The 24,663-nt window shown below is 62.2% G+C and carries 16 protein-coding genes and 1 pseudogene; 2 read left to right on the plus strand and 15 right to left on the minus strand.

Annotated features, from left to right (window positions below):
* Positions 1–139 precede the first annotated feature (139 nt).
* From C7W88_RS04505 to C7W88_RS23485, 4 genes and pseudogenes are all read right to left on the minus strand, one after another.
* Positions 140–2,074 (minus strand): hypothetical protein, encoded by a 1,935-nt coding sequence (locus C7W88_RS04505; RefSeq protein ID WP_162895898.1) that lies wholly within the window; start codon positions 2,072–2,074, stop codon positions 140–142.
* Positions 2,052–2,684, minus strand: a complete 633-nt coding sequence (locus tag C7W88_RS23475; RefSeq protein ID WP_240344819.1) for a hypothetical protein — start codon at positions 2,682–2,684, stop codon at positions 2,052–2,054. Before C7W88_RS23475 ends, C7W88_RS04505 begins: the two co-directional genes overlap by 23 nt.
* Positions 2,635–4,554 carry a hypothetical protein gene (locus C7W88_RS23480; RefSeq protein WP_240344820.1) on the minus strand — a complete coding sequence of 640 codons (1,920 nt, stop codon included), beginning with the start codon at positions 4,552–4,554 and terminating at the stop codon, positions 2,635–2,637. Before C7W88_RS23480 ends, C7W88_RS23475 begins: the two co-directional genes overlap by 50 nt.
* 326 nt (positions 4,555–4,880) lie before the next feature.
* A pseudogene (locus C7W88_RS23485) lies at positions 4,881–5,120 on the minus strand (hypothetical protein); the annotation flags it as partial.
* A gap of 320 nt (positions 5,121–5,440) precedes the next feature.
* Between C7W88_RS23485 and C7W88_RS23490 the strand changes: the two are divergent.
* Complete coding sequence (locus C7W88_RS23490; RefSeq protein WP_240344821.1) at positions 5,441–6,553, plus strand: hypothetical protein; 1,113 nt, start codon at positions 5,441–5,443, stop codon at positions 6,551–6,553.
* Here the strand turns inward: C7W88_RS23490 and C7W88_RS04515 are convergent.
* The 11 genes from C7W88_RS04515 to C7W88_RS23500 all read right to left on the minus strand — a co-directional run bounded on the left by C7W88_RS04515 (position 6,526) and on the right by C7W88_RS23500 (position 22,615).
* Positions 6,526–9,153 (minus strand): DEAD/DEAH box helicase, encoded by a 2,628-nt coding sequence (locus C7W88_RS04515; RefSeq protein WP_240344822.1) that lies wholly within the window; start codon positions 9,151–9,153, stop codon positions 6,526–6,528. The genes C7W88_RS23490 and C7W88_RS04515 overlap by 28 nt on opposite strands.
* A 169-nt stretch (positions 9,154–9,322) precedes the next feature.
* Positions 9,323–14,437, minus strand: a complete 5,115-nt coding sequence (locus C7W88_RS04520; RefSeq protein WP_118072651.1) for a DEAD/DEAH box helicase — start codon at positions 14,435–14,437, stop codon at positions 9,323–9,325.
* Between the two features lie 69 nt (positions 14,438–14,506).
* Positions 14,507–15,484 (minus strand): YafY family protein, encoded by a 978-nt coding sequence (locus C7W88_RS04525; protein ID WP_118072652.1) that lies wholly within the window; start codon positions 15,482–15,484, stop codon positions 14,507–14,509.
* 10 nt (positions 15,485–15,494) lie between these two features.
* On the minus strand, positions 15,495–16,541 hold the full coding sequence (locus C7W88_RS04530) for an McrC family protein (RefSeq protein WP_118072653.1): 1,047 nt from the start codon (positions 16,539–16,541) through the stop codon (positions 15,495–15,497).
* On the minus strand, positions 16,454–16,819 hold the full coding sequence (locus C7W88_RS22535) for a hypothetical protein (protein ID WP_162895900.1): 366 nt from the start codon (positions 16,817–16,819) through the stop codon (positions 16,454–16,456). The genes C7W88_RS04530 and C7W88_RS22535 overlap by 88 nt, the downstream gene beginning before the upstream one ends.
* Entirely contained in the window at positions 16,816–17,559 is a 744-nt protein-coding gene (locus tag C7W88_RS04535) for a hypothetical protein (RefSeq protein ID WP_162895901.1), read from the minus strand. Before C7W88_RS04535 ends, C7W88_RS22535 begins: the two co-directional genes overlap by 4 nt.
* Entirely contained in the window at positions 17,556–18,737 is a 1,182-nt protein-coding gene (locus tag C7W88_RS04540; RefSeq protein ID WP_118072655.1) for an AAA family ATPase, read from the minus strand. The genes C7W88_RS04535 and C7W88_RS04540 overlap by 4 nt, the downstream gene beginning before the upstream one ends.
* Entirely contained in the window at positions 18,734–19,603 is an 870-nt protein-coding gene (locus C7W88_RS04545) for a hypothetical protein (RefSeq protein WP_205525249.1), read from the minus strand. The genes C7W88_RS04540 and C7W88_RS04545 overlap by 4 nt, the downstream gene beginning before the upstream one ends.
* Entirely contained in the window at positions 19,585–20,835 is a 1,251-nt protein-coding gene (locus C7W88_RS04550) for a hypothetical protein (protein ID WP_162895902.1), read from the minus strand. The genes C7W88_RS04545 and C7W88_RS04550 overlap by 19 nt, the downstream gene beginning before the upstream one ends.
* 299 nt (positions 20,836–21,134) lie before the next feature.
* Positions 21,135–21,905: a DUF2779 domain-containing protein gene (locus C7W88_RS23495; protein WP_240344823.1), complete on the minus strand. Its 771-nt coding sequence runs from the start codon at positions 21,903–21,905 to the stop codon at positions 21,135–21,137.
* A complete protein-coding gene (locus C7W88_RS23500; RefSeq protein ID WP_240344824.1) occupies positions 21,902–22,615 on the minus strand; it encodes a Dna2/Cas4 domain-containing protein in 714 nt (237 codons plus the stop codon). Before C7W88_RS23500 ends, C7W88_RS23495 begins: the two co-directional genes overlap by 4 nt.
* A gap of 216 nt (positions 22,616–22,831) precedes the next feature.
* Here C7W88_RS23500 and C7W88_RS04560 point away from each other — a divergent pair, with 216 nt between their 5' ends.
* A complete protein-coding gene (locus C7W88_RS04560) occupies positions 22,832–24,661 on the plus strand; it encodes an SIR2 family protein (protein ID WP_162895903.1) in 1,830 nt (609 codons plus the stop codon).
* Positions 24,662–24,663 lie beyond the last annotated feature (2 nt).

Below are 24,663 nucleotides of genomic sequence, written 5' to 3' on the forward strand. Positions count from 1 at the left end.
ACCCGCCCAGTGTGCATATCCTTGTGGACAGAGGCCGGGCGGGTGCGATTGGTTTGCAAATAGGCCGGACTTCCCAACAAATCAATAACCGTCGCACTCGGTTTGTCGCACGAGCTGGCTTCCGAGGCTCGGTTGCCAATCATAGATCGCGCCGGAACAGCCGCCTATCGCTCGGCGCACTGCTCAGCTCCAGCACACGCCACGGATCGCCGCGCAGCTTCTCAGGAGGCGCGGTTGTAGTCGTCACGATGTACTGGAATTGTGGCGTCTCCGTTCGAGCTTCAAGCCAAAAGACCAGCTCGAACAGGCGATGATAGATTTCCAGGCCCAAATCAGCTTCGCGCGGGCTGTCATGTAGCCAGAAGCCAGGAAGTTCGGTTTTGCCCTCCAGCGTGAGCAGCAGTGCGGCGATATCGAAAGCAACGACTTTCAGCGAATCCACGGCAGCCGTCGTCAATTCGCCATGCAGTGAAATATCTGGTTTGATGTCGTTTTCGGTCAACGCCACCTTGCCGGCAGCATTGTCGGGAATGAGGAATTGCACCGTCATATGGAACAGCTCAGACAGGCGCTGGACAATCGCCTGTGCGGCCTGTCGGCTTTCTTTGGCCGTGCGCCGCTCTCTCGATTCTGCCTCGGTCTCGCTCTGAATTTCTCGATCCAGACGGGCAATCTCGGTGAGATATTCAGGGTAGCGTTCGGTGAGCGTGACATAGCCTGTTGCTGACGCCAGCGCAGCAGCGGCCTCCTTCGCGCTCTGTTCGAGCCTGTCGAATGTCGCCTTGGCCTGATCGAATTGCTGGCGCGCTAGAGCCGCATCCTGTTTCCCGGAGTTTTGGTCCGCCAACAGGTTTTTTCTCCGCTGATCAGCGGCATTGCGCGCGTCGGTGAGCTCTTTGAGGTTTGCCCGGTGATCATCGACAATCTCTTGTTTGTTGTCCGGCCAAGGTTGCCGACAAGTGGTGCAAATCGGGTCGGTCGCGTCCTGCAGTATGGAGGTTAGACGCGGTATCTGTCCGTCGATGATCCGCAAAGTTTCAATGACTTCAGGTAATGCTGCGTCAGCATCGCTGACCTGCTTTTCCGCCGCACGCAAACGAGCATCCTGCTGCTCCACCAATGCCCGTGCGTCGCTTAGTTTCTGATCAATCTGCGGGTCAGCCACAAGCTTGGCAGCACTAGCTTCAGCCTTTGCTTTGGACACCCAAAAATTGGGAGAGGTCTGATCGTCCTCGGTTCCCCCGAATTTTTTCGCTAAACTGCGCGCCACGTCCTCGCGGACCTGCTCGACGCGCAATTTGCTCCGCATGGCTGCTTCTGCCTGGCCTCTATGTCCCTGCGCGCGACGGGTCGCGTCGATTTCGTCCTGCTGCAACGCTTTGATCAGCAATCGGATCGCCCTGACGCGGTCAGTTCTGGCCATATTGCGGGTTGGTGAGTGGGATTGCGTTTCCGGTGCGCGCCACTCAATGATGTCGAGCAGGCGACATTCCTGATCGCGGGTCATCCAGGCGAGCGCGACTTCCCACGCTTCATCGGCACTGCTGCTGCCCGGCATGCTGGGCCATGCTGTTGGCATGATGGCTTGCGCGATTGCCTGGCGCAGTGGCTTCATCGTCGGGTTCGGAATTTCACCCTGAACCAAGGCATCGAGTGAGCCGCCCCTTACCGCACAATGGCTTGCACCACCCGCCCCGGCACCGATCGGTCTGATGACATTCCATAGCTGGCCATCGAGTATGACCTCTGCGCCAACCAGCGCACCAGGCATCGCTGCAGCTAGGCGGTTACGCTGTGCATCGGTGCCAAAGCTGTCTTCACCCAGACAATAGCGGATGAGGCGGCAGAAGCTGGTCTTCCCACCCCCATGCCCCATCGGTCGATCATCTGCGCCGGAATCTGGGGACCAGACGATGTTGAGCCCTGGCCGAAGTGGAATGTCGCGAACCGGTGGTTCCTTCGCCGCACTCCAGATCACCAGCCTCCTGACCCACAGGCGCGGACCATTGCTGTCCCGGGGGAGAAACCCGTCGAACGAGGAGGCAAACAGGTCAGGCTGCGGCGGATTGGGCAATGAAGGTCCGCTCCTCTTGAGTAAGTGATGCGGTCGTCGTCGACGCACTCAGATCGATGTCTTGTAATGCGTGCCATGCGAAGTCGGCGCGACCTTCAGCCCATGGCGGAAGCGGGTTTTCGTAGATGGCTGCGCCGCGATCGACCTTGCCGGTGACCGGATCCGTTCGCCAGACGCCGCGGGCTGCCAGCATGGCCTGGGAAGTTCCGAAATGGTGAAGCGGACGTGCAGAAAGGGTCGGGATGTTTTGTGACACTGGCAGCGTTGCCGCATTGCCGACAAGCCGCTCCCACTCCGCCTTGGCCGGGCCAACCAGATGGCGCGACAGGAGATGCGGCTGCGCAGCGAAGAGAAATGCCGCGCGTACTTCATTGGCATTGCTCGGGGTGCGCATACGCTTGAGAACGGCCTGGAGCAGCAGGCGCACATCGGTCTCGTCAGCAATTGTGCCCTGCCATTGCCCGTCTGCCAGATCCTGCGTCGCGGGAGCGGCTTTCACCAACGCATCATAGGCCGACAGCACCAGGCGCTGCGTGCGGTATTCGCCGTACTTCTTGATCTCATTGTTCTGGAGGACGCGGAAGGTTTCGCTGGGGTAGTCTTCGCCCATCACGTCCTTGGGATCGAGAACGTAGCGCAGTTCGTCGCGGGTGAGGCCGTAGGCGAGGGCATACCAGGCGTCGAGCTCGGCACGCAGGTGCGCGCGGCGGTCTTCGTCCCATGCGAAGGGGGGCCTTCATAGCCGAGGTCGCGGGCGAAGGGGGCCATGGAGTGGCTGGTGTAGGTGAGCTCCAGCACGCGCGGGACGATGAAGGCGAGCGCGGCTTCGTCGTAGGCGCTGGGGGGAGGACGGGGAGTTGCTTTAGAACGAAATAAGAGAAGGAAAGTCCGTTTAGCTTTTGGCGGGAAATCCAGTCCAAAATCAGGGAATTTAAATTGGCATAGAGAGACGCATTCCGTGAATCTGACGCATCAGGGAAGGCTAGGAGTATCTTGTGGCCAACACCCCATCTGGGCATCGCAACTGGCAGCAATGTGCGCTCACTACTTGCTGTAGTTATTTCCTTCCAGCCCATTAACCAGTCTTTTTTCCAACCTCGTGTGGCAAGCCAGCTATCCACGCCGGAATACTGAACAAAATAAAATGGCTCAGCTTCGAAGTCTGGATCTTGGTGTTCGGCGAGAGTTGTTTCGGGCAAAACGCGAAACCCTCTATCATCGCCACGACTGGCATACGACGATGCCCTATGGTCATAGAAGGCAGTCATCTTGGCTTCATAGAGTGGGACGAACCGAGAGGCTGCCGTCATTTTGGGCTCGTTTAAGTCGTCGCCAGGCAAAAGCCAATCAACTCCGCATCTTGCATATCCATCCGACGCCAAATCGGTTGCCGTTTTGAACAGCTGGCTATCTGCAGACATATGGAACATGGTTCCAAACGATATCGCCCAGGCATTTTCGGCCTGATCTCGTCGATCGTTAAGCAGAATTGGAACTCTTCGGTAGAGTCTGGTTGCCAGTTCAGCATCTCTTTGCGACCTGAACACGGGAACAGTCCGCGTATTCGGATTTATTTCGATAATATCTGTCGGAGACAGGAAAAAACGTCGACGTTGATCGCTTAGATGTTCAACTTTCCGGGCGAAGAACGAAAACTCGCTGTCTCCGTTCGCAATCCCGAGCGTCATCAAACAAAAGCGGAATGAGTGGTGAACTCCAGCAAATATGAACTCCTCGTTCTCAAACGAGAAGAGTGAGACCAAGCGTGCATTCGAGACTAGGTGATCGAAAAATGGCGCGGTTGTCGCGTCCGTCGCGATCCCCGTCGGCACGATTACCCCAGCCCGCCCCCTTTCCCCCATCAGGTTCAAGAAATGCTCAGCGAACAGGGCATAGGTGTTGACGTCGCCCGTGCCGGTGTAGCGGTAGCGCCCGCCGCTGTCGCCCGGCACGCGGGCGAAGGTGCTGGTCGCTTCGGCCACGCGCTTGGCGATCTGGAAGGCATCGTAAAGCCTGCGGTCGGGTGAGCCTTCGCCCGCTTCGGCCAGTTTCGCAATGGCGCGGGTGCGGGCGGCGGCGTTGGGCTCTTCGGCGACCGGATGCCCGGCGAAGAACTCCTGCTCCTGAAGCTTGATCCGCTCCCACGGCGGATTGCCGAGCACCACGTCGAACCCGCCGTTCCCCACCATCACATCGGGAAATTCGAGCGGCCAGTGCAGCACGCTCGCCGCACCGGCGACTTCGCGGGCAGCGCCTTCCAGCGGGCCATAGACATTGCCGCCCGCCAGCTTCTGCCGCACGTCGCCGGTGGTCGGCACCATCGCCCGCTGGTAATTGAGCGGCACCTCGGTCTTCGGCATCAGGAAGGCGGCCATGTAGAGATCGCAGGCGACCTCGGTGGCGTAGCGCGCAGGATCGGCCTTCCACGCCTCGAACGCAGCGCGCTTTTTCTCGACCTGGCCGACGGTATCCTCGGGCATGGATTTGATCCGGCCCAGCCCCGCCGCGATGGGCTTGGCGGGCATGGACCCGCCGCCGCCTGCGAAATCGAAGCTGCCCTGCCCCTCTTCGCGTCACGGTTCATCTTGAGGTAGAATTTGGCAGCGTCCTTGCTGTCACCGGTGAGCGGCTTGTAGGCCTCGTCCGGGATGCCCTCTTCGAGCACGGCGAGGTCGAACACGCCAAGCAGCGCGTCGCCGCAGCGAATGTTGGCATCGAGGAAGCCCAGAGGCTGGCCGGGCGAGACACTCTCAATCCACAGCGCGACCTTGGCGAGTTCGACCGCCATCGGGTTACGATCGACCCCGTGGATGCAGCGGGAGACGACATCGCGCAGGGCGGCCTGCGTTTCCTCTTTCCCTGCGTCCTCGTTGCGCAGGCGCGCGACCCGGTCAGCCATCCGGCGGGCGGCACCGAGCAGGAAGTGGCCCGATCCGCAGGCCGGATCGATGACCTTGAGATCGAGGATGGCGGCGACCTTCTCCTCGGGCGTGGCACCGGATGCCTCTGCGCGTTCGAGCACGGGGTTAAGCGCGCTGTCGAGCAAGCATTCGACGAGGCTGTCGGGGGTGTAGTAGGAGCCGGAGGTCTTGCGGTCATTGCCCTTGGCGCCGGTGCCGAGCTGGAAATCGCCGCTTGCGGTAAGGCTGGGGCGTATTTCGAGCAGGCCTTCGTAGACGCTACCCAGTTCCTCGGTCTTGAGATCGCGCCAGTTGATGCGGTGGGTGATCCCATCCTTGCGGATGAAGCCCAGGCAGAACAGCGCGGCGAGGAAGGCGCGGTTGGGGATGGTGGCGGTGTTGAGGTGACGGGTGGAGCCTTGGGCGAACAGGCCCCGAGCGCGGGCAGGCCGAGCATCTCCTCACCATGTTCAAGCGCGGCGAGCGTGACCTTCATCGCCTCCCACGCATCATGGTGACTGTCACGCGCGACCCGGCGGCGGCTGCGCTCGCGCCAGAAGGTGAAGCTGTAGCCCTGCGCGTAGAGCTGGCGGGCTTCACGCGGGGTGCGGCGGGGGTGGAGGAGGTCACGGTCCTCGGCGACGGCGAGGAAGATGAGGCGGTAGACGGTGCGCAGCAGTTCCTCGAACAAAGCCTGCATGGGGAGCGCGCCAGTGGCGATCTGGTCGCGCAAGTCGGGATTGGCGGTGACGATGCCCTGCCCCAGTTCCTCCAGCGCGGTGGCGACGTTGGCGTAGAGATCCTTGCGGGCCTCGACCCCCTGCTTGAGCCCGGCCTCGCGCCATTGTTCCAGCGCGCAATCGGACGGTGCGGCACCTTCCGCGCCGAAGCGGGTGGCGTGGGCGAGGAGCCAGAAAGCGGTGAAGTCCGCGAACATCTCGTCACGGAACATCGCGCCGAGATCGGCCTCGATCCATGCCGGGCGGGTGAGGCTGGCATTGTCGCGCATGATCCGCACGCGGTCGCCCGCGAAGACGAGACCCCACAGGGCGTGATCGGTGCCGTTAAGCCAGTCCTGCAGGAGTGCGGCAGGCGAGCGGCGGGGGCGGCCGCCTTCCCCATCGCCGAATTCGGGCTGGGATTTGGCGAAGGCATCGCCGGTGTCTACCGGAGCAGCGACGACGACGGGCACGCGCCCGCCTTTGCCTTCCCAGGCGATGCGATAGCGGCGGGTGCCCTCTTGGTGTTCGACCGGGCCTTGAAGGTCGGTGAAGCCAAGGCACTGGGTCAGCAAGTCGCGGGCAAAGGCGGCGGTGCGGGCGATGGTCTTGGCGTCTGCCTGATCATAGTCGCGCCAGATCGCCTGACCGATGCGGAAGAAGCGCGCGATCTCGTCGCCGAGGCTGGTGCCTTTGGGGCAGCTGTAGCTGTCGGCGGTCTTGGGGGTACGATCGGCGGCGATGACCTTCTGCACCTGTTCAGGCGCGATCAGCCCGCCCTCGATGGTGAGCGCGACAAGGCCGAGTTCGGTGGAGGAAGAACGGCGCGCCATCAGTTGGCCTCCGGCACGAGGACATAGAGGCCGATGACATCGGCGGGCAGCACGGGTTCGACGGTGGTGGTGACACCCTCGCCCCTTGTGGCGGCCTTCACGCGCTCATGATCGTGCGAGAGCGCAGCGGCGCGGTCTGCCGCATAGGCTGCGATGGCGGGCTGGAAATCAGCATGGCGAGCGAGCGCAAGATCGATCTGGCGCTGGTTAGCTGGCGGCTCGATGCTGCGGGTGGCTTCATGTTCCAGCAGAGCCAGTGCCTCGGCCCCTATGGCAACGGGCTGATTGGACTGCGGGCCAAAGGCAATGCCGGTCGCCTCTTCGGCGAGCAAAGTGCGGCGGCCACTGGTGACCAGCTTGAAGCGCAGCCGCAGGGCGAGGAGGACCGTCAGCCTATCAACCCCGCGGGTCATCCACACGCCTGTTCGCCCGAGGGTCGCCTTTCCTTCGACGCCGTTGGGGTCGAGTGCGCCTTCGGCCATCGTCCCGGCGAGCGTTGCCACCAAGGGGTGGGTGCGTCCGACCTGGGCGACATCAGGGGGCAGCTTGTCGCGGAAGCCGATGATGCGGGTGCCGTTAAGGCCCCGTGCCACCAGCTTTTCACGCAGCTGCTGGGGCATATCATCATAACGCACACGCCAATGCTTGCCTTGCTGCCCGAGCGGCACGTCAAGCCGCGCCAAAGCCCGGCGGGTGAAGCGCTCAACCTCGTCCGGTCCTCCGAGCAGATCGCGCAGCTTGTGCCATTCGGGCAGCACTTCCTCGGGCTTCAGGGCCGTCTGGGCATAGCGGGTCTGGCTCTTGTGGGCGTTTTCCTGGGCATTGCGCCACTGGGTTTCGAGCTTCTCCTCGGCATCGCCGAAATCGAACATGCCCTGCGCACGCGGCTTGCTGGAATGCAGCAGCATCGCCTGCATGAGCGCATTGGAGACGCTCGACGAATCCTCCGGCACCGGGACTACGACCCCGGTTTCTTTCTGAATCCGCTTCATCTTCTCGGTGATCACCTTGATCACTGCGCCATCGATGATCGAGTTCGCACCGAACATCATGACCGACCAAACGCGCTCGGCTTGCTGGCCAAAGCGGTCGACGCGGCCATCGCGCTGCTGGTGGCGGGTGGGGTTCCAGTTCAGGTCATAGTGGACCACGGCATTGAACAGCGACTGGAGGTTGATCCCTTCCGACAGGCAGTCTGTGGCGACAAGGATGCGATTGGGGTGATCCTCCAGCGCCTCGACCCGCTCACGCCGTTCCTCGGGCGTGAGCCGCCCGGTGACCACCTCGACAGTGTGCGACTTGAAGCGGCTGCGCAGCGCCTCGCCCACGGCTTCGGCAGTGGCGATGAAGCGGCAGAAGATGACAGGGCGGGCCTCCTTCTTGCCCGTGAGGTCCTTTACCTGCGCGACGAGCTCGCGGAGCTTGGGATCATCCGCGAACCGGGAGTTCAGGTCCTCAGCTTTCGCGATCAGCTGGCGGAGTTCCGCGATCTCCTCACTGTCACCTGCGGTCGCCGGCTCGATATCCGTGTCGGCAAACTCGTCATCATCTTCATCGAATAGGATAGGCCCGAGCAGTGCTTCTTCAGCCATGCCTGAGAGGCGGTTGCGCAGCGCACTCAGCGCGGCGGCCGGCGACGAACCCACGCAGCGCATCAGTGCGAGCGTGCCCCAGAAGGCGAGACGGCGAGCCTGTGCACCATCGGCCCGCGTCGCCACGCCGAGGCAATATTCGAGGACATCTTCCTGAAAGGCCTGAAAATCGCCCGTCAGACTATAGGGTGCATCGGCCTTCATCGGCTCAGCAAACGCTCCGCTCTCGCCCCACTTGTCAGCAATATCGGCGCGACGGCGCTGAACGAAATGCTGAGCAAGCCGCCGCCGATAGCGTTCGAGGGCGTTGGCATCGAGCGTATCCGGCGCGCGCGACAGGTCGGGATGGAGAAGGCTCAACAGGCGAGCATAGGCATCCTGATTGCCGCTGTGGGGTGTGGCGGTCAGCAGGAGCATGTGCCGGGCTTCATCCTCGACCAGGCGTTGCAACAAGGAGAAGCGCTGCTGGGTGCCTTTCTCACTGCCGCCGACGCAGCTATGCGCCTCGTCAACGATCACGAACTTCGGGCAAGCCTGCGCAAAGCCCTCGCGGCGACTATCGGCCTTGATGTAGTCGAGGCTCACGACCGTGAACGGATGCACGCCGAAGATTGTGTCGCCAAGGGCGATACCCTGCTCCAGCGAACGCGCACGGGCCGATGTGACGGCCACGGCATCAATGTCGAACTTCTGGGCAAGTTCGCCGACCCATTGATCCACCAGATGCGGCGGACACAGGACCGTAAAGTTGTCGATCTCACCCCGGTCCAGCATCTCGCGAAGGATCATGCCGGCTTCGATCGTTTTCCCGATGCCGACATCGTCAGCGATCAGCATCCGCTTGACCTCGAGCCGCAAGGCCATGAGCAGCGGCACAAGCTGATAGGCCCGCGGCTCCACACCCAGATGGGCCGCGCTTCGGAACGGCCCCGCACCCCGGCGCAAGGAGAGCCGCAGAGCATCGGTCAGCAGCCGTGCGGCGTCCTGCGTGTCCAGCTGATCGGAGTTGGGAAGAGCAAAGCTCGCCTCACGCACAGGCTGGCGTTCCAGCTTGGGGCAATGAGGATCGCATCGTCCTCAGAGCCCGACAAAGGCCGAACGCGCAAGAGGCCATCCGACGGCTTTGCCAGCACGATCCACTCGCGTCCCCGGGCATGCACCAGGTCTCCGATCTGGAGCTGGCCAGGAGCAACGGAAACGGATGTCATGCAGAAACTCCCAATGCATTCGCCAGATCTGACGGCGGGTTCGTGCCGGGTTCATCGGGCAGGGCAATCAATTCTCGGCCGAGCTCCGCGCAGCGATCACGCAAGGCCTCCGATGGGGACTGAGCAACCGCCATCACCATGTGGCCGGGCCAGACCATGGCATACTCGAGCCCCGCGATGGTCTCGCTCGACGGTGCCGGGAACCCCCAGCTGGCAAAGGCGGCGAGCCAGGGGTCAGATTGTGGATCAGCTCCCGCAGGACCGGCTGCAGGCCAGTCTCTCTCGCAAGCGGCGAGCCCGACAAGCGCATCAAGCACTGCGTCGTCGCGCCGGTCGATCATCTCATGATCGGGCTGATTGTAGTAGGACAGAACGCAGCGGTAGCAGCCGGCGACACAGGCATCCTCTTTCTCGACGAGCCTGCCGTCCTCAAGGCGGTAATGCATAAGATCGAGCGCGACTTCGGCCAAGCGGCGCCAACGTTCGGGCCCGTCCATCAACCGCTTTAGCACGCCCGCGCCGCCCTCCGAGGCCTCGTAGAAGAGGATCGCTCGGCGGTCATCCTTAGTCGGCAATGGCTCACCCAGAAGCTCACCAGCTTCAAGCACATGCTCGGTTTCGATGGCACGAACGAGCGCATGCTGCAGGGTTGCCATCTGACTATTGTCGAGCTCGATCAGAGGATCGAACTTAAGCAGAAGCGCGTTCTTGGTGTCTTCGACGACAGGCACGATAGATTGACGCTTCGCGCTGTTATCGACGTGGCCCTCATCCTCGCCTTGCGCCTCATTCTTGAGCCAGCGGCCGGAGATCGTATCGATATCGAAACCTGTGTGTTCCTTGTGGGCCCTTCGTCTCAAACCAAGATTCACACGAGAGAGCTTGGTCTGCGGGCCATAACGCAGCGCCACCAATGGCCCATCCGATGTCTTTAACAACAGGCTTTCCTGCCGCGCCGGATCCCACTCGAAGATCGTCCTGAGGTCGAAACCGCGCCGCTGGCGGTCCTCGTCGTTGGCGGTGATGCGTGACCTTGGCGAGGCATCGACATTCTCGATCCTGTAAAGCTTGGAAAGCCGACCCTCCTCGGTCAGCGGCTCATGGCACACGACGCACCGTTCGATGGTCTCACTGCTATGCGCAGCACCGCAGGCGTGACAGCAGCGCATCGTCGTCGTGACGAGCTTGTTATCGTTGCCCCGGGTGCCAGCAGGCAACTTGGCGCGATTGCAGCTAAACGCCTTGCCTTCGTGATACACAAGACTGTTGGGCCCGAACTCGGCAATCGCAAGGAAGCGCGGCCGTTGCAGCACCGCCGATCCGCGGTCACTGTCGACGAAAGCATAAAGCGGGAGGCGCGGAAAATTGTAGCCGGGTAGAAACCCTTCGGTCGCAAGGTAGCGATAGGCATAGAAGTCCGAACTCGCCGATGAGACGCCTTTGGCCAGCAGCTCGACCTGCTTGTCGGCCGCCACATAGCGCGACCGGGCATCCTTACGTTCCTGAGCCGAAAGACCCGGGCGATCGGCAATCGCCGACGCTTCCCGGCGTTCCTCATTCGCTGAACGATAGAGTGTGCGCCAGCGCTTGAAGGCAAGATCAATAGCCTGACCCGCGCTGTCCCAGCGCGCTGTAACAAAATCCTCGGGACTGCCGATCACCGAAGAGCCTTCCGCAGGGAGCGCCGAGCCAACGATCCTGACAGCCCGCTCGCGCGCTTCCATATCGCTCGTTGCCGTCTCGAAGGCCGCGATCAGCCGCGAACAAACCGGCAAAGCCTCATCGTCCATATCGAGGTTTTCAGGGATTGATTTGCCAAGCCCCTCCTGCGCGGCGGCAAGCCATTCAGCATTGACGTGCGAGGCCAGCAGGTCAGGGTTGACCAGATCAATCGCAGGCGCCTTCACGATCCCGGCGACGAGATCGGTCCGGCGCTCGAAGTAATATTGATCGTGAGGGCTTTGCGCAGCGCAGTACGTCACGACCAGGGCGGCTTGGCCGCTTCGGCCAGCCCGCCCCGCACGCTGGGCGTAATTGGCCGGGGTCGGAGGTGCATTGCGCAGATAGACGACGTTGAGTTGGGAGATGTCGACGCCCAGCTCCATGGTCGGCGAGCAATAGAGCAGAGGCAGGAAATCGCGCTTTTCTGCGATCACTTTGGCATCGTTGGCGATCTCGGCCATGCGCTGTTTATCGCTGTTACCGAAGCGAAAACGACATTCGCGCATTTCGCGGAGCAAGGAATCGACCTGTGCGGTGTGCTCACGTGCTTCGAAGGCCAAGGGCAACCCTCCGGGAGCGGCAAGCCGAGCGGCAACATCGGAGTAGAGCTCGGCGAAGAAACGGTTGTCCTGACCCTTCTTGGGCCGCCCATCGCCCGGTACAATTCGAAGGGCGCCTGGGGCAAGCCTCCAGCCCACAAGCGGACCGGCAGCAAACTCGCGCGCCATCTGATGCCGCGCGGCTGCCAGCAGCATCGCCTCGATCAGTGGCTCGCGATCAGCGAGGGGCAAGTCACCAACCTCAGCCACAATCGCTCGCGCCAGACCACCGCGCGCCGAAACGCGGACGATGCGGTCGTTCTTGCTGCCTTGCGTACCCACGATCAGCGCTGTCTGCGCGCTGAGGTCGTGATTCTGCTCCTCTTGCGAGATGGCCCAGGGGTCTTTGAGGAACTGCCGCGACTTGATCGACACCGCTTCGAGTTCATTGGGATCGAGTGCATCGACAGCGATCGCCAAGCCCTGCCGCATATGGTCAAACAGCTGGCGAAACATCTTCTCGCGTTTGTCTGCCGGAACTTGTGACAGTATCGAGAAGCCGCGTTCTTCGATTTCGCTCATGCGCTCGCGGTGCGCGCCCGAGCATGTTGCCTGATCCCCGGCCAACATCCGGATCCCAGGATAGACGATCTTGATCAGATCGAGTTGGTCGAGGTTCGGGTTGGTAAAGCGCCACCCTCTGCGCAGGTCATTCCAAAGCCGGTGTGCCAGCACCCTGTTGATCGACTTCTTGGCTTCGTCGATTGCGGAAAAGCTCACGGGGTCCGGATCGAGCATCCACTCTGTCCGGCGCTCCTGCAGATCAGGATCGAAGCCGAGTGCTTTACGGAGCGCATTCCCGAATTCCTCGTGGGAGAGGCCATCTTCGCCCGCGGACCTTACCGCCTGGAGCATGGCGCCGCGCAGCAATGTGACGAAGATGAAGTCGTTGAAATGACCTGACTGAAGCGCTGCGTCCTGCCGATTATCGGTGAAGCCGAGCAGTTTGCGGCGATGGATCTCGACCGGTTGACCAGCCCGCTCCATCCAGTCCAGCGCTGCCGTTGTGATGAGCGTCGTCGCGGAGCTCCTGCCTTCGGCCGAAAGTCCCGCCAGCTTGTTGATATCACGCGCTTGAGGCGCGGGCTGGCTCTTGCAGTGCGGGCAGAAACGAAACTGACCAAGGAAGAACCAGCATAGCAGCCCTTCCGGGTCATGCCGCCCGTCCCGGCCAAGGTACATCCGGCGGCCATCGTGTTTGCCGCGATGGGAGTTCTTGAGACGAAGCTGCCCTGTTGCGCTGGTCTCCTGCCAGCTGTCGGGATAATCTTCGACATCGCCCGCAAAATTGAGATCGCCGCTCGAATCGGGCACGAGAAAGCCGTGTTCGATGTCTCCGTCTGTTCCGTCAGGACGGGGCGCGACGTCGATAGGGCGAGCGATGACACTGCCCCAGTTGTCGATCGAGACGCTATGGACTTCCTGACCGCAATCTCGGCAGAAATAGACGGGATAGAGCCGGGCCTCAGTTTCCTCCCGGTCGAATTTCTCACCAACCAGTGACACACGGCGGCTACCGGATGGCGCCAGCGTCGTATGCGCAGTACCCGCACCGGACAAGAAACGATGGAGCTTGAACGCCATGAAGGCCTGGTCGCGGTCATTGCGACATTCATTCATGGCTATCAGCCTGTCAGCCAGAGCGGAGCGGCACTCCGCTGGCTCCAGTTGTGTGGCTTGCGCAAGGGAATCCGCTGCCTCGGTTAACGTGCGCGGGGTCGCACGCTTCAGCACTTCGCCGCCATCAAGTCCGATATTCATCTCGATCCAGCAAGCGAGTGGATCAAGAGCGAACTCTTCGAAGGTGGCAGCCTTGGATGGTTCCAGAACGGCCGCTCGCAAAGCGGCATCGGATGGCGTGCCTTCAGTGCGACGAACGAGGCTTTCCGTGATCACGTCTTCGGAGAGGACAGGGCTTCCAAACAGGATGCTTCCGACCTTTGAGACAGCATCCCGCCCGGCATCTTCCTCGCCGGACGCCATTGTGGCTGAAGTGCCGACACACAGCATCTTCTCGGAGCCCATGCGCTCGCGCACGCGACGAACAAGCATGGCAACGTCGGCACCCTGACGGCCGCGATAGGTGTGAAGCTCGTCGAGAACAAGGAACTCGAGCCCCTTCATATTCTCGATGACCTGCCGATCGACCTCATCTTGCCGCGTCATCAGCAGCTCGAGCATCATAAAGTTGGTCAGGATGATATCCGGCGCGTTGGCAGCCACCGCCTTGCGCTCGCTGTCCTGTTCCTGACCGGTGTAACGCGCAAAGGTCGGCTTCAGGCTGGAGTCCAAGCCGCAATGCTCGATGAATTTCTCGAGCTCCTCGCGCTGTGAATTGGCCAGCGCGTTCATCGGATAGATGACAATCGCTCTTGTCCGGCGCGGTTCGCCCGCTCGTCGTGCGGCAAGGATCCGATTGATGATCGGCACGAAGAAGCAGAGCGATTTGCCCGAGCCCGTGCCGGTCGTGACGATGTAGTTGCGGCTTTGCAGCGCCTTCATGAGCGCCTGCTCCTGATGCAGGTGCAAGCTGATCGGCGTGCGGGGAGTACCGAGTGCGAAGACGGTCTCAAGATCGGGGTCGACCACCCCTTGCCGGGCAAGATCGGCGACCGAGCGACCGCGCTTGAACTCCGGGTTGAGCCCGATCAGCGGCTCGGGCCAGAATTTTCCACCTTCATAAACGGCATCGATCTGGCCCCGCAGATCTTCAGCACGGATCGAGGTGAACGAACGCGCGAACTTCTCGTATCTGGCAATCAGATCAGCATCGAGTTCGAAAACGTTCATGACAACCCCTTGAGTACTTTGACCATCATAGCCGCCATTCAAACAATTGCAGCGACCAATCTGGGAAAACTAAACCACGGCCCGACCAGCCGCCGACAACCTTTCGCGCATCATCTCGCGCAACTCCTCCGGACCTTCTATTCGTACCTCACCACTCCAGGTGAACAGGTGCTCGGCGATCTCGCGCAGGCCACCGGAATGAAACCGCACGATCAGTTCTTCGCCGTCCTGCTCGATCATCTGCTGCGGATGGAAACGCCACTTGCGCGCGCGATCTGCACTTTCGCGAGCAACGCGGAGGACGATTTCGTAGCCTTCCTCGCGCCAGATGCCGAAGCTTGCGCTCATCCACTGGTCCAGGTCCCAATCCTCGCCCGCTGCGCCCGGCTGATTGCTAACGCGCGCGGAAGTGATGCGATCGAGACGGTAGGGGGCAGGTTCGAAATCACGGCCTGGGATCTTGCCGATCAGATAGGTCGCAGGCCCGTGGATCAGGCCGACCGGAATGACCCGCCGCCACTTCGGCTCTGCAGCCCCATCGGCAAGGTAATCGAATTCGAGGCACATCCCGGCCATCATCGCACCCTGCACCTGAGCCACAGTCTCCGGCACGTGTTCGATCATCGGGCCGGCGGGGACATGATGGCGCTGGAGGCGGACGAGCGGGTCGAGATCGGGCGCCATGCGGCTCTTGACCTCGCGCCTCAGCCCCGCCTGCACCTTGCCGACCAGGCTTTCGAGCAGCGGAGCCTGCACCGAGCCTGCTTTGCGTGCAGTGTCGGCGAGCGATTGCAGGGCTGCGATCTCGGCGACATTGGGCTGGGTGAACGGCGAGGGCAGCGTGCCCGGGATGCGGAAGCGCTTGTGGCGGTCGTCGACGCTTTCCTCGAGATCGAAGTGCACGAGGATCAGATCACGCAGCCGCTCGGCCGTTCGGCGGTTGGCGCCGATCACTTGTGCCATCTCGTCGAGGGTCAAGCCTTCTGCGCTTTCGCCCAGCGCCTTGACCAGCGTCAGCAGCCGGTCGAGCTTCGCGTTACGTGTCATCGCGCCTTCGCTATCCCACCGCCAGCGGTAACGGAGAAGCCTTGGCGGACGCCATCACCAGCACTTTGAGAGCCTCGGCCAGATCCTTCTCGTCGAGCGAGACGTCCGCCGTCGCAATTCTGAGGCGCTCGCTCCCGCCCGCCATGCCAAACTGCGCACGCTCCGCGCACACCTGTCCCGGTCGCGCTGGGTAAAGCAGCATCAGCTCGGCCGTCTGGTAGAGCCGCGCATAGGCCATGAGCTGATAGACATCAGCCTGGCTCACCCCGTGCTTACGGTCGAGCGGGTCGAGGCTGAGCTTCTTCCACTTGGTATCGATGATGGCCAAAATTTCGCGGCCACGCCGCAGCATGATGTCAGGTTTGGTGCGGAACACCTCGCCGGTCTCGAGATGCCCGCCAGTAAAGGAGCCAAGGCAGGCACGGTGGCCGCCCTGGTCGATCACCTCGATCCCGCTCCCCGCCAGCGCCCGGCGCAGCAGCACAGCGATGTATTTCTCGAACAGGTCGTTCATTGGAAAAAGCAGGGTCAGACCCTCAGGGGCCTTGGCCTGATGGTGAGTAGCCTGCCAGTCGCGCTGAAGCAGCAGGCGGGCGAGCCGGAACAGCGCCTCCCAGCGCCGGTTGGTGCGATCAATCCGCACCGCTTGCCACGGCAGCCGCGTGATTGGTAGCAGCGGAATGTCGGCCAGAGCATGTCGCAACTCGTCAAGCGTGCGCCGGGTGGCGAGTGAGCGGGTGTGACGGGCCAGGAACACGGTCGCCGCCGCCATGATCCGCATCAGTGGCGTGTCGGCCTCCAGCTGGTCAAAGCGGCAGGCGAGCCGGTCGGGCCGCACCGCATTGCGGGTGAACTGACGAGTTATATCGAGCCGACCGCGCAGGGCCGGTAGATCTTCCTCGCACTGGCGATAGGCCCGCGGCAGCCCGCGCCGCACCTCGGCGAGCAGGCGCGTGGCAAAGGCGTCGATCAGGATTTCGAGCAGGGTGTTCTTCTGGCGGGCGATGGCGGCCTCGGCCCCGATATCGAGGTCGAGCCCGAGAGCAACATCGAGCATCCGCACGAGACGGCTGCGCACGGTCTCGTCGCTCTCCCCGACCCGGTATCGGGATCGACCTTGGGCAGGATCTCAAGGCTGCATCCCTTGGCCGAGACCATACCGACCATCTGGCGGGCAATGATCCGATCGCGCCCGAGGACGAGGATGTTCGTCGCATCCTCATGCGCCAGCGGGTGCTCGCAAGCAGCCGCGTGGAGCGCATGGGCGTGTGCGCGGGTCAGGCCGTGATCGCCGAACCGGACATGGCCCCATTCGTGGATCGTCAGATGCGTCACGGTGCGAAGGTCTCACGCACCGCGCGAGCATGATTGGTTGCCTCTCTGGTGAAGCAGGCCAGCCATCCGCGCCACGAACAGGCGGCAAAGTGCACCCGATTGCCGCTGACGATGGCGTGGAAATCCTCGATCTCACGGCGGTGGGCGAGGAAAGCCTCTTGCGGGCTGCGGCAGGCATCTTGCGGCTCGGCGTAGAGATAGACCAGCACGGGCGACAGGCCCGAGCGGTTGCTTTCGGTCGCAAGGCCCAGCGCGTGCTTCACCAGTTGCGCGGCGTCGAGATGCTTATAGCGTCGGGGATCGGTCCGCAGCAGGTCGCGCATGGCACACCAGCCTTGCATTGCCTCGCCCCAGACATCGCGGTCATAGGCGTCTGCCAGCTCTGCAACCTTGCTGCCTCTGAAAGGCTCGTAGCGTTTGGATTCGACGCCGATCACATGGGTGTCGGTCCACACCACCGCATCGAGCCACGGATGACGCCCCCCGCTCCACGGGAAACGAAATTCGCGCTCGATCTCAACAGCGCGGACGGGGCCGCCGAGGTCGGCGAGAGGCGGAAACAGCGGGCAATCGGAGGGCCGATCAAGGAACCATCCGAACCCATTTGCCGCCAGGGCCGCACTGCTCTGGGGGCTGGCGAACTTGCCGCTGGCAATCTCGTTGCCAGCGGCGTGTCCGTAGACTTCGCGCACCTTGTCTTCGGGCACGCCGGGGAGGAAAATCGGCTGTGCCCCGCTCAAGCTTCGTCCTCCACATCGGAGGGTGATGCGGCCCGCACGGAGACGAGCCGGGTGTAGGCACCCTCATCGAAGCTCGAACGCACCCGCCAGCTTTTAAGCGGCTCTCCACCCTCGCACATCGGATCCTCAATGATCTCACAGGTGAGGAAATTGCCGCCCTTGTCCTTCTCGCCGAGCACGGCCGCGAGCCGGTTCCAGTCGTCAAAGAAGTATTCCTGCAGCAGCGGGATCACCTTGTCGCGCATCACCGCATCGACATCAGCCTTGGTATTACAGTCGATAAAGAAGGCATGCCCGATCCGGTGATCGCGATCGACGAGGTATTCGATCCGCCGGTTCATGGTGTTGAGCACAGCGCCAAGCGGCAGTCCGGTCGAGCTCTCCGCACCGATGAACGCCGGGGCCGCGGTGTCCGGCGCCATCTCCTCGAACCGGAACCGCCGGCGGAGCGCCGTGTCGAGCAACGCGATCGAGCGGTCGGCGGTATTCATCGTACCGATGATGTGCAGGTTGGCCGGCACGCCGAATTCGCGCTTGGAATAAGGCAGCCTCACCTTGAGCGCATTGCGCATGCCGAGCCGCTTGTCCGGTTCGATCAGCGTGATCAGCTCACCGAACACCTTGGAAACATTGGCGCGGTTGATCTCGTCGATGATGAGGACGAATTGCTGTGTCTCACCGCTGTCAGCAGAACCCTCATCCGATGATGCGACGGGCTGGATCAGGCGGGCCAATGCGTCGTGGTTCACCCGCCTGGCAGGGATCGAATAGAAGGATCGCATCATGAAATCCCCCTCGATGATCGTATCGAGCGGAAGAGGTTCATCGAGGACAACCAGCCACCGGACGCGGCGCCTGTGATAATAGGTCGGCTCCCCTTCCGGCTCATAGTAATAGTCGCCGACCACCTCGCCGACAGCGCGGAATGTCCGGTTACTGGCGGGGACAATGACGATATCGCCAACCTTTAGTTCGTTGCGGAAAGGGTGAAGCTGACGGTAATTGCTCGGACGGTCATCTTCACGCGGAGCACTCTCCCACTCATTGCGGATCGCATCGAGCGTCGCAAAACGCTCATCCGACCAGTCGATGTCCCTGCCATAGCCAAGGGAAATGTGACCATCCTCGATGGCTCGATCATAGACGCTGTCCTGTTGGCCCACCCTGCCAAGGCTCATCTTCCAGAATTTGCGTCCGGTGAAATCGAAACCGGCTTGATTGGCTTTTGGACGCTTGCGAGCCTCCTCCGCAACTGCGCACAGTTCACGGAATATCCGGGAACCGGGTCGAGACGGAACCCACCCACAGGCCCCTCTTGCTCATCGGCGGGGGAGGTTTCCGGCCGCAGACCTTCGACAAATTCCTCGTAGCTAAAGCTCTGGTGGAAGGTCACGAAGCGGATGCGGCCTGCCTTGGACAGCTCCTCGTAGCGCTGCATCAGCTCGTCGCGATCCTCGGGCACCGCTTCGCCACAGAACCGCACCGCCTCCTGGGCCGTTCTATAGGTCTTGCCGGTTCCCGGCGGGCCGTACAGGATTAGGTTTGTGGGTTGCATGGTCTGCACCTCGTCGCTTGCTCCGGCACCGAACAGGCGGTCGCGCCAGAAGGGATCATTCAGAAACAGGGCGTGGTCTTGTGGTTCGCCGTCGAGCAGGAACCGCCGCAGTTGATCGGCGTAGGCGCTGTCGCCGGGGTCGCGCAGCCGCCAGACCGCGTCGTTGTTGGTGTAGAAGAACCAAGTGCGCGGTTCCGGCCACACCTGCCAGTCGACACCGACCCGGAGGCCGTCCTCACTCACCTCAGTGATGGTACCTTCGGCGCGGAAACGCAGCGCGGTGACGATCCCCGTTCCGGCATCGAAGGGCAGATCGCGGGCGCGCGGCACGAAATCCTTGAGGAATATCCGGTCACCGACCTGCATCTCGCGGACGCGGCGGTTGTTCGCGCTGCCGGTGTCAGTGAGCAAGCTCCACTCTGCCCGCTCGACGAAGCGCGGCAAGCCGTCCTCTTGCCCCCACAGCGAGGTCACCATCCAGACGGGCACCGGATCGAGTTCGCGGGGGAATCCGGATTGCCGACCACCCAGATGAACCCCTGCACATCAAACAGGTCATGCGGGTGCCACCCGAATTCCTTATCGAGCAACCCGAACAGCGCCCGCATCAACTGCAGCCATTCGGCAAGATCAGTGTCGCGGAACTCGGTTTGCGGGAACAGCCTGCGGCCGAACAACCGCCGCCCCATCTCGTCGATCTTGGCGATCTTGAACCAGCTCGCCTGGTCGGGGTGCAAAGTGGCCCAGACGGTAATCGGAATGGAGAGCACCTCGCCCCGGCGCAGCCCTGCAATGCCCGCTTCACGCAGGGCTTCGAGCTCGCGCGCCGCGGCCGGGACAGCTTCTTCGAGCGGGCCATCACTGCGAGCAAGCACCCCCAGCGAGGTGTAGAAACGGTCGCGCAGCTCGGGATCGGCGTTCTGGACTTCGGACAGTGTCCGCCAGCTCAGCGGCAGGCCCGAACCGCCCACCGAAAGCAGCCGGTAGAGGCTTTCGCCAACCGCGCGGTCGTCATCCTGCCGTGCAATGATTGCCTTGGCCTGCTCGATCAGTCCGTTCTTGTAGGCGCGTTCCACATCCCAGTAGGCGCCGGCAGCGGCACGGAAATCGCTGAAATCCGGCATCTGGCGCAGGAATGCATCGCGAGCGCGGTTGAGTTCGGGCCAGTCGATGACGACAAAGCCGAGGCGCTCGAGCGCGGTCTTGCATTCACCGCCGCCAGGCAGCCAGTCACTGCCGCGTCTCGCCAAAGCATCGCGTACGACGGCTTTGCTGGGGTAGCGCTTGCCGTCCAGAACGAGCCAGTATCTGGTCGGCTGCCCGAGATCGAGATCAGCGACATACTGGGCAACGTCGCCAACGGCGTCACATGCGGCCACCGCCTCGAGAACCGCCTCCCGGTCGAGCTCGCCAAACCTGCCCTGTGGACGAGCCTCGGAATTGCGGAAGCGGAAATAGGCCCGGGCAGCTGCACGGCATGCGGAAAGATTGGCGTAGAACGATCCGCTGAGATCAATTGCACTCGGGTTAGACGCACCCGCTGCTTCGTCGGCTCGCGAATAGGCCATCTCGGCAAGCATCGAAGCACCGCCGTCCCGATCAAAGTGCTCATCTAGACCATAAGCACTGTCAACCTTGCGTCCGTCCGAGAGCCACGTGGCAATGGATGTCGGCGCATAACCTTGGGCCACCAGCCAAGCCTTGAATTCAGCCTCTCTCACTCGTCTATCCCTGTTTTTCTGCACATCACCCACTGTCGCATCGCGATACGACAGATTTGGTCATCGAAATGATAAAGCTTCAGATTTTTCGTGCCTAAGCTTGCGAATGGTAATTCGCCTGACCACCAGAAGCACGGCGCCAGATTATCGGGCGAGACCCGCCTCCTCAATCTGGTCCCGGGTCTGGTCGGCATGGGAGCCCTCGTAGTTTCCCATCCCCGGCTTGGTCAGCCAGCCCTGAGGTGCAGCACGCTCGGTCGAGGTCCTCCAGTGCGGAAACAAAACCCGGTGCCCCTCCATCAACTTCCCACCAGCGCCCGCGCCACCGCGACCATCGCCCACGTATCGCGCGCGCAATAAGCCTTGAGCGCTTCTTCCAGCGCCTCGCGCCGCAGCGGATCGCAGGCAGGATCGGCAGCTTCGAACCATGCCGCCTGCGCATCACCGCCATCCTTCACTTCGAGGGCGCCGTAATCCAGCTCGGCAGCGATGGTCGGGAGCACAGCCTTGATCGACCAGCTGCCGCGCTGATCACGGTGATACCAGTGGTTCCGAGCGACTGGCAGAAGATCGACCGTCGCCTCGGCCATCGTTTCAAGACGGGAGGAGAGATCGGGGAAGGATGCTGCAAGCTCGCGTAGAACGCTGCGCTCGAAGGCGGCGTTGTAGGCGATGATCGTGGCACCCTCGGGGATGTTTGACACCAGCGCTTCGGCGCAGGCCCGGCGCGGGTCGCTGCCGTCGCAGCTCAGGAATTCATGATGGGTCATGCGCCCGCCGCGCTGTTCGAGGTGAAGGGAGAACTGAAACGGGATCTGCTGGAACGGGCGGGTACCGACCCAGCGCGGAATCGCGGGGGCGACAGTCTCGAAGTCGAGCCAGGCGCGCGGCCAGCCCCATTCAGCCATCACTTTACGCGCCCCTGCGGCATCGTGGAACGGGATGCCATCGCGCGTGGCGGCAAGGATGCGTGCGTGGCGGTCGTTGAGGTCGGTCTCGACCAAGTCGAGCAGGTCCTCGACCCCGCGCTCCAGCCAGCGCCTGCCGCCGCCATAGGGGAGCAGGGTCACGGGCCATTCAGGGCCTTGCGGGAGGTCGCGGCCGCAATAAGCGGTAAACTCGCAGCTGAACGGCGCGCCGCAATGATCGCCCATCTCGCGCTGCGGTTCCCTCCGGACAAAGTGGCGCGCGCCTCCGCCACCAGTGTAGGGCGAGTCGCGATGGCGTCCTCCAAGTCGGCGAGCAGATCGGCATCGGTGAAGAGCCCCGCGTAGTCGCCCTCGCGTGACAGCACGAAACTGGTGTCGATATGGCGGATGGCCGCGCGCTGCAGGCTGATCCCCGCCTCACGCATGACCCAGACCTGCGTGGCGAGATCGCCGCGGTGGTAATCCTTGACCCTGCCCGAGCTCTTGACTTCGACCGCTGCCCAGCCCCCGCTTTCGAGCCGTTCCAGCACATCGACCCGCACTAGCACGCCATCATGCTCGAAGGTCGCCTCGAAGATTGGGCCAGGATGCCCTCCTGAAATGAGCGAGGAGGTCTTGGCCAGCGCTTCGGACAACGACGGAGGATCGACCATCACGCCGCCCGGATGAAGCGCGCAGGCAATCTCGCCCACGGCATTACCGGTCGCGAACCGCGCCTCGGCCCCATCGTCCTGCTCCGCAAGCTCGGGGCGATGGGTCGCGAGCCACAGCTTCTTGGGGCATTGCTCGAAAGCGGTGATCTTGGATTTGGACAGGCCAAAACGGCGAGTGGCGGTGCGAATTTGCGTCATGCTGCGATTCCTACAGCGATGATGCGACAGAAATGGTCATTCATTCCTCGATGGCGGGATAGAGGGGCGTCGTCCAGTCCTCGTTTGAGTTGTCCATCATCAGATCAATGAACAGGGGCAACAGATGGTTGAGAATCGCCGCGCCATCGCGCACCCCATGGAACTCCGTGTCCGTTTTCTTGCGATGATGGCAAGGATCTCTCCGATCTCGAAGCAGTGTCCGACTATCCCATGCCAACTGGTGGCACAGTAGCTGATGAGGACGGTGCGGGGTCATCGAGCGCACTAGTTCGATCGCGTTGCTGCTGGAAATTGAATTGGAAATATGTAGGTTTGATCATCGGGGGCGAAATGCCTGCAGCGCACGAGATTACCATTCTAGAAACTTTGGCAATGCTGGATGGCGAGCATGCTGGCCTCGCTCGTGGTGTAGCCAGGCGCGATTATGTTCTCTGGCTCGGGTCTGGAATTTCGCTCGACCGGATCGTCGGCGTGCGTGGTGTTATCGCGCGCGTGCTCGACTATTTGCGAGAGCGTCGCGATATGGCCAATCCGCAATGCCGCTTCAATCGTGCGCTTGACGAAATCCTCGAGGAATTGACTGCGCCAGAGCGCGCCCTGGTAGACCTGGATCAGCCTGTGGCAGCATGGCCAGCTGATAATTCTTACGCCATCCTGACGCGACTTGCTGGAAAATACTCACAAGTGCTGAGCACCCTCCTCGAAGGCGAGGATGAGGAAGATTTTTTGCTTTGGACGGCGGTCGACGTGCCGAACACGTTCACTACCGAAGATCCCGATGTCGAGCATCTATGTATTGTGATGCTGGCCCTAGAAAGCGCGTTCAATAATATCTCGTCGGCAAACTGGGACTATCTCATTGAAGCTGCAGAACGTGAATTGACCGGCGGCAATGCGCTGCTCGATGTGTGCATCCAAGCGGCTGACTTCCAGGCAGCGGGAGCGGATGTCAAGCTACTCAAGTTTCATGGATGCGCGGCGCTCGCCGCAACCGCGCCGCCCATCTATCGCCCACTGCTGATCGCGCGGCTGCAGCAGATCGTGAATTACCACAACAATGCTAGCTACGGCGCGATGCGCCACCATCTGATCGGTCTGATTCAGCAGCGGCGCACGCTCATGATCGGCTTCTCCGCGCAAGACGTCGATGTCCAGCAGATGTTTATGGACGCCTATCAGAACAGCCAGTGGGCTTGGGGAAACCCACCCCCAGCATTTGTCTTTGCAGAAGACCAGCTCAGTCAAGGGCAGAAGCTCGTGCTGAGCAGTGTCTACCCCAACGACTATCAGGCCAACCGCGTGGCGATCGAGGCGTCCGCCCGCTGTCGGGCGTATGGCAAGCCCTTGCTGCTCGCGCTACTTCTTGAGGTCTACGCTCTCAAGCTGACTGCTCTGTGCGATCTCGCAGTACCGAACTGGACCGACGCGGCGCGCTCGGCGCTGCACGCGGGCATTCGAAGGCTTCGGGACAAGATCGCCAGCGGCGCTGAACCCGATCGTCTTGCGTTCACCCGGCTCTTCGTTGCTATTCAGTCGACCGTGCTCCATCTCTATCATGCAGGACGCGCCGATCCAGCGCTTCCCTATCACCCAATCACTCCGACGCCCCTCCAGCGCGTGTCCCAACTGCCAGCGAGCATGGGGCTTAGGCAGGCGGCGGTGGTAATGGCTTTGCTGGGCAATGGCGATGCTGACGGAAGCTGGGCCGTTGAGGCGCAAGCGCCAGCGCCGGACACACCACCGATCACGGTGAGGTCAGGCGGTCGCACGACGCCGATCTATGTTGCGGCCAACGACGAGGTCGCGGTCAAAATGATGGCCGAAGGGATATTCGATCTCGAGCAGAACGATGCTGTGTTAATCTTGAGCGCATCGCCCGCCGGTCGCCAACAACGATCACCGGTCAGAGCACCCGGGCGTACGGGGCGCCAAGCAATGCGGGAGGTCAGTATGTCCGGCCTGCTTGCGGATTCGGAGGACGATACTGACATGCTCGAGCTCTTCAAGCGGGCAGCCGCGCTGTGACA

Origin of the sequence: Novosphingobium sp. THN1 (genome assembly GCF_003454795.1) — a bacterium.
In the GTDB taxonomy this organism is placed as follows: domain Bacteria; phylum Pseudomonadota; class Alphaproteobacteria; order Sphingomonadales; family Sphingomonadaceae; genus Novosphingobium.

Bases quoted from the DNA above. Each gene is read 5' to 3' on its own strand.
- C7W88_RS23475 (WP_240344819.1), bottom strand. From the start codon at position 2,684: ATGGGCGAAGACTACCCCAGCGAAACCTTCCGCGTCCTCCAGAACAAT.
- C7W88_RS23480 (WP_240344820.1), bottom strand. From the start codon at position 4,554: ATGCCCGAGGATACCGTCGGCCAGGTCGAGAAAAAGCGCGCTGCGTTC.
- C7W88_RS23490 (WP_240344821.1), top strand. From the start codon at position 5,441: ATGTTCAAGCGCGGCGAGCGTGACCTTCATCGCCTCCCACGCATCATG.
- C7W88_RS04520 (WP_118072651.1), bottom strand. From the start codon at position 14,437: ATGAACGTTTTCGAACTCGATGCTGATCTGATTGCCAGATACGAGAAG.
- C7W88_RS04525 (WP_118072652.1), bottom strand. From the start codon at position 15,484: ATGACACGTAACGCGAAGCTCGACCGGCTGCTGACGCTGGTCAAGGCG.
- C7W88_RS04530 (WP_118072653.1), bottom strand. From the start codon at position 16,541: ATGCTCGATGTTGCTCTCGGGCTCGACCTCGATATCGGGGCCGAGGCC.
- C7W88_RS04540 (WP_118072655.1), bottom strand. From the start codon at position 18,737: ATGAGCCTTGGCAGGGTGGGCCAACAGGACAGCGTCTATGATCGAGCC.
- C7W88_RS23500 (WP_240344824.1), bottom strand. From the start codon at position 22,615: ATGACGCAAATTCGCACCGCCACTCGCCGTTTTGGCCTGTCCAAATCC.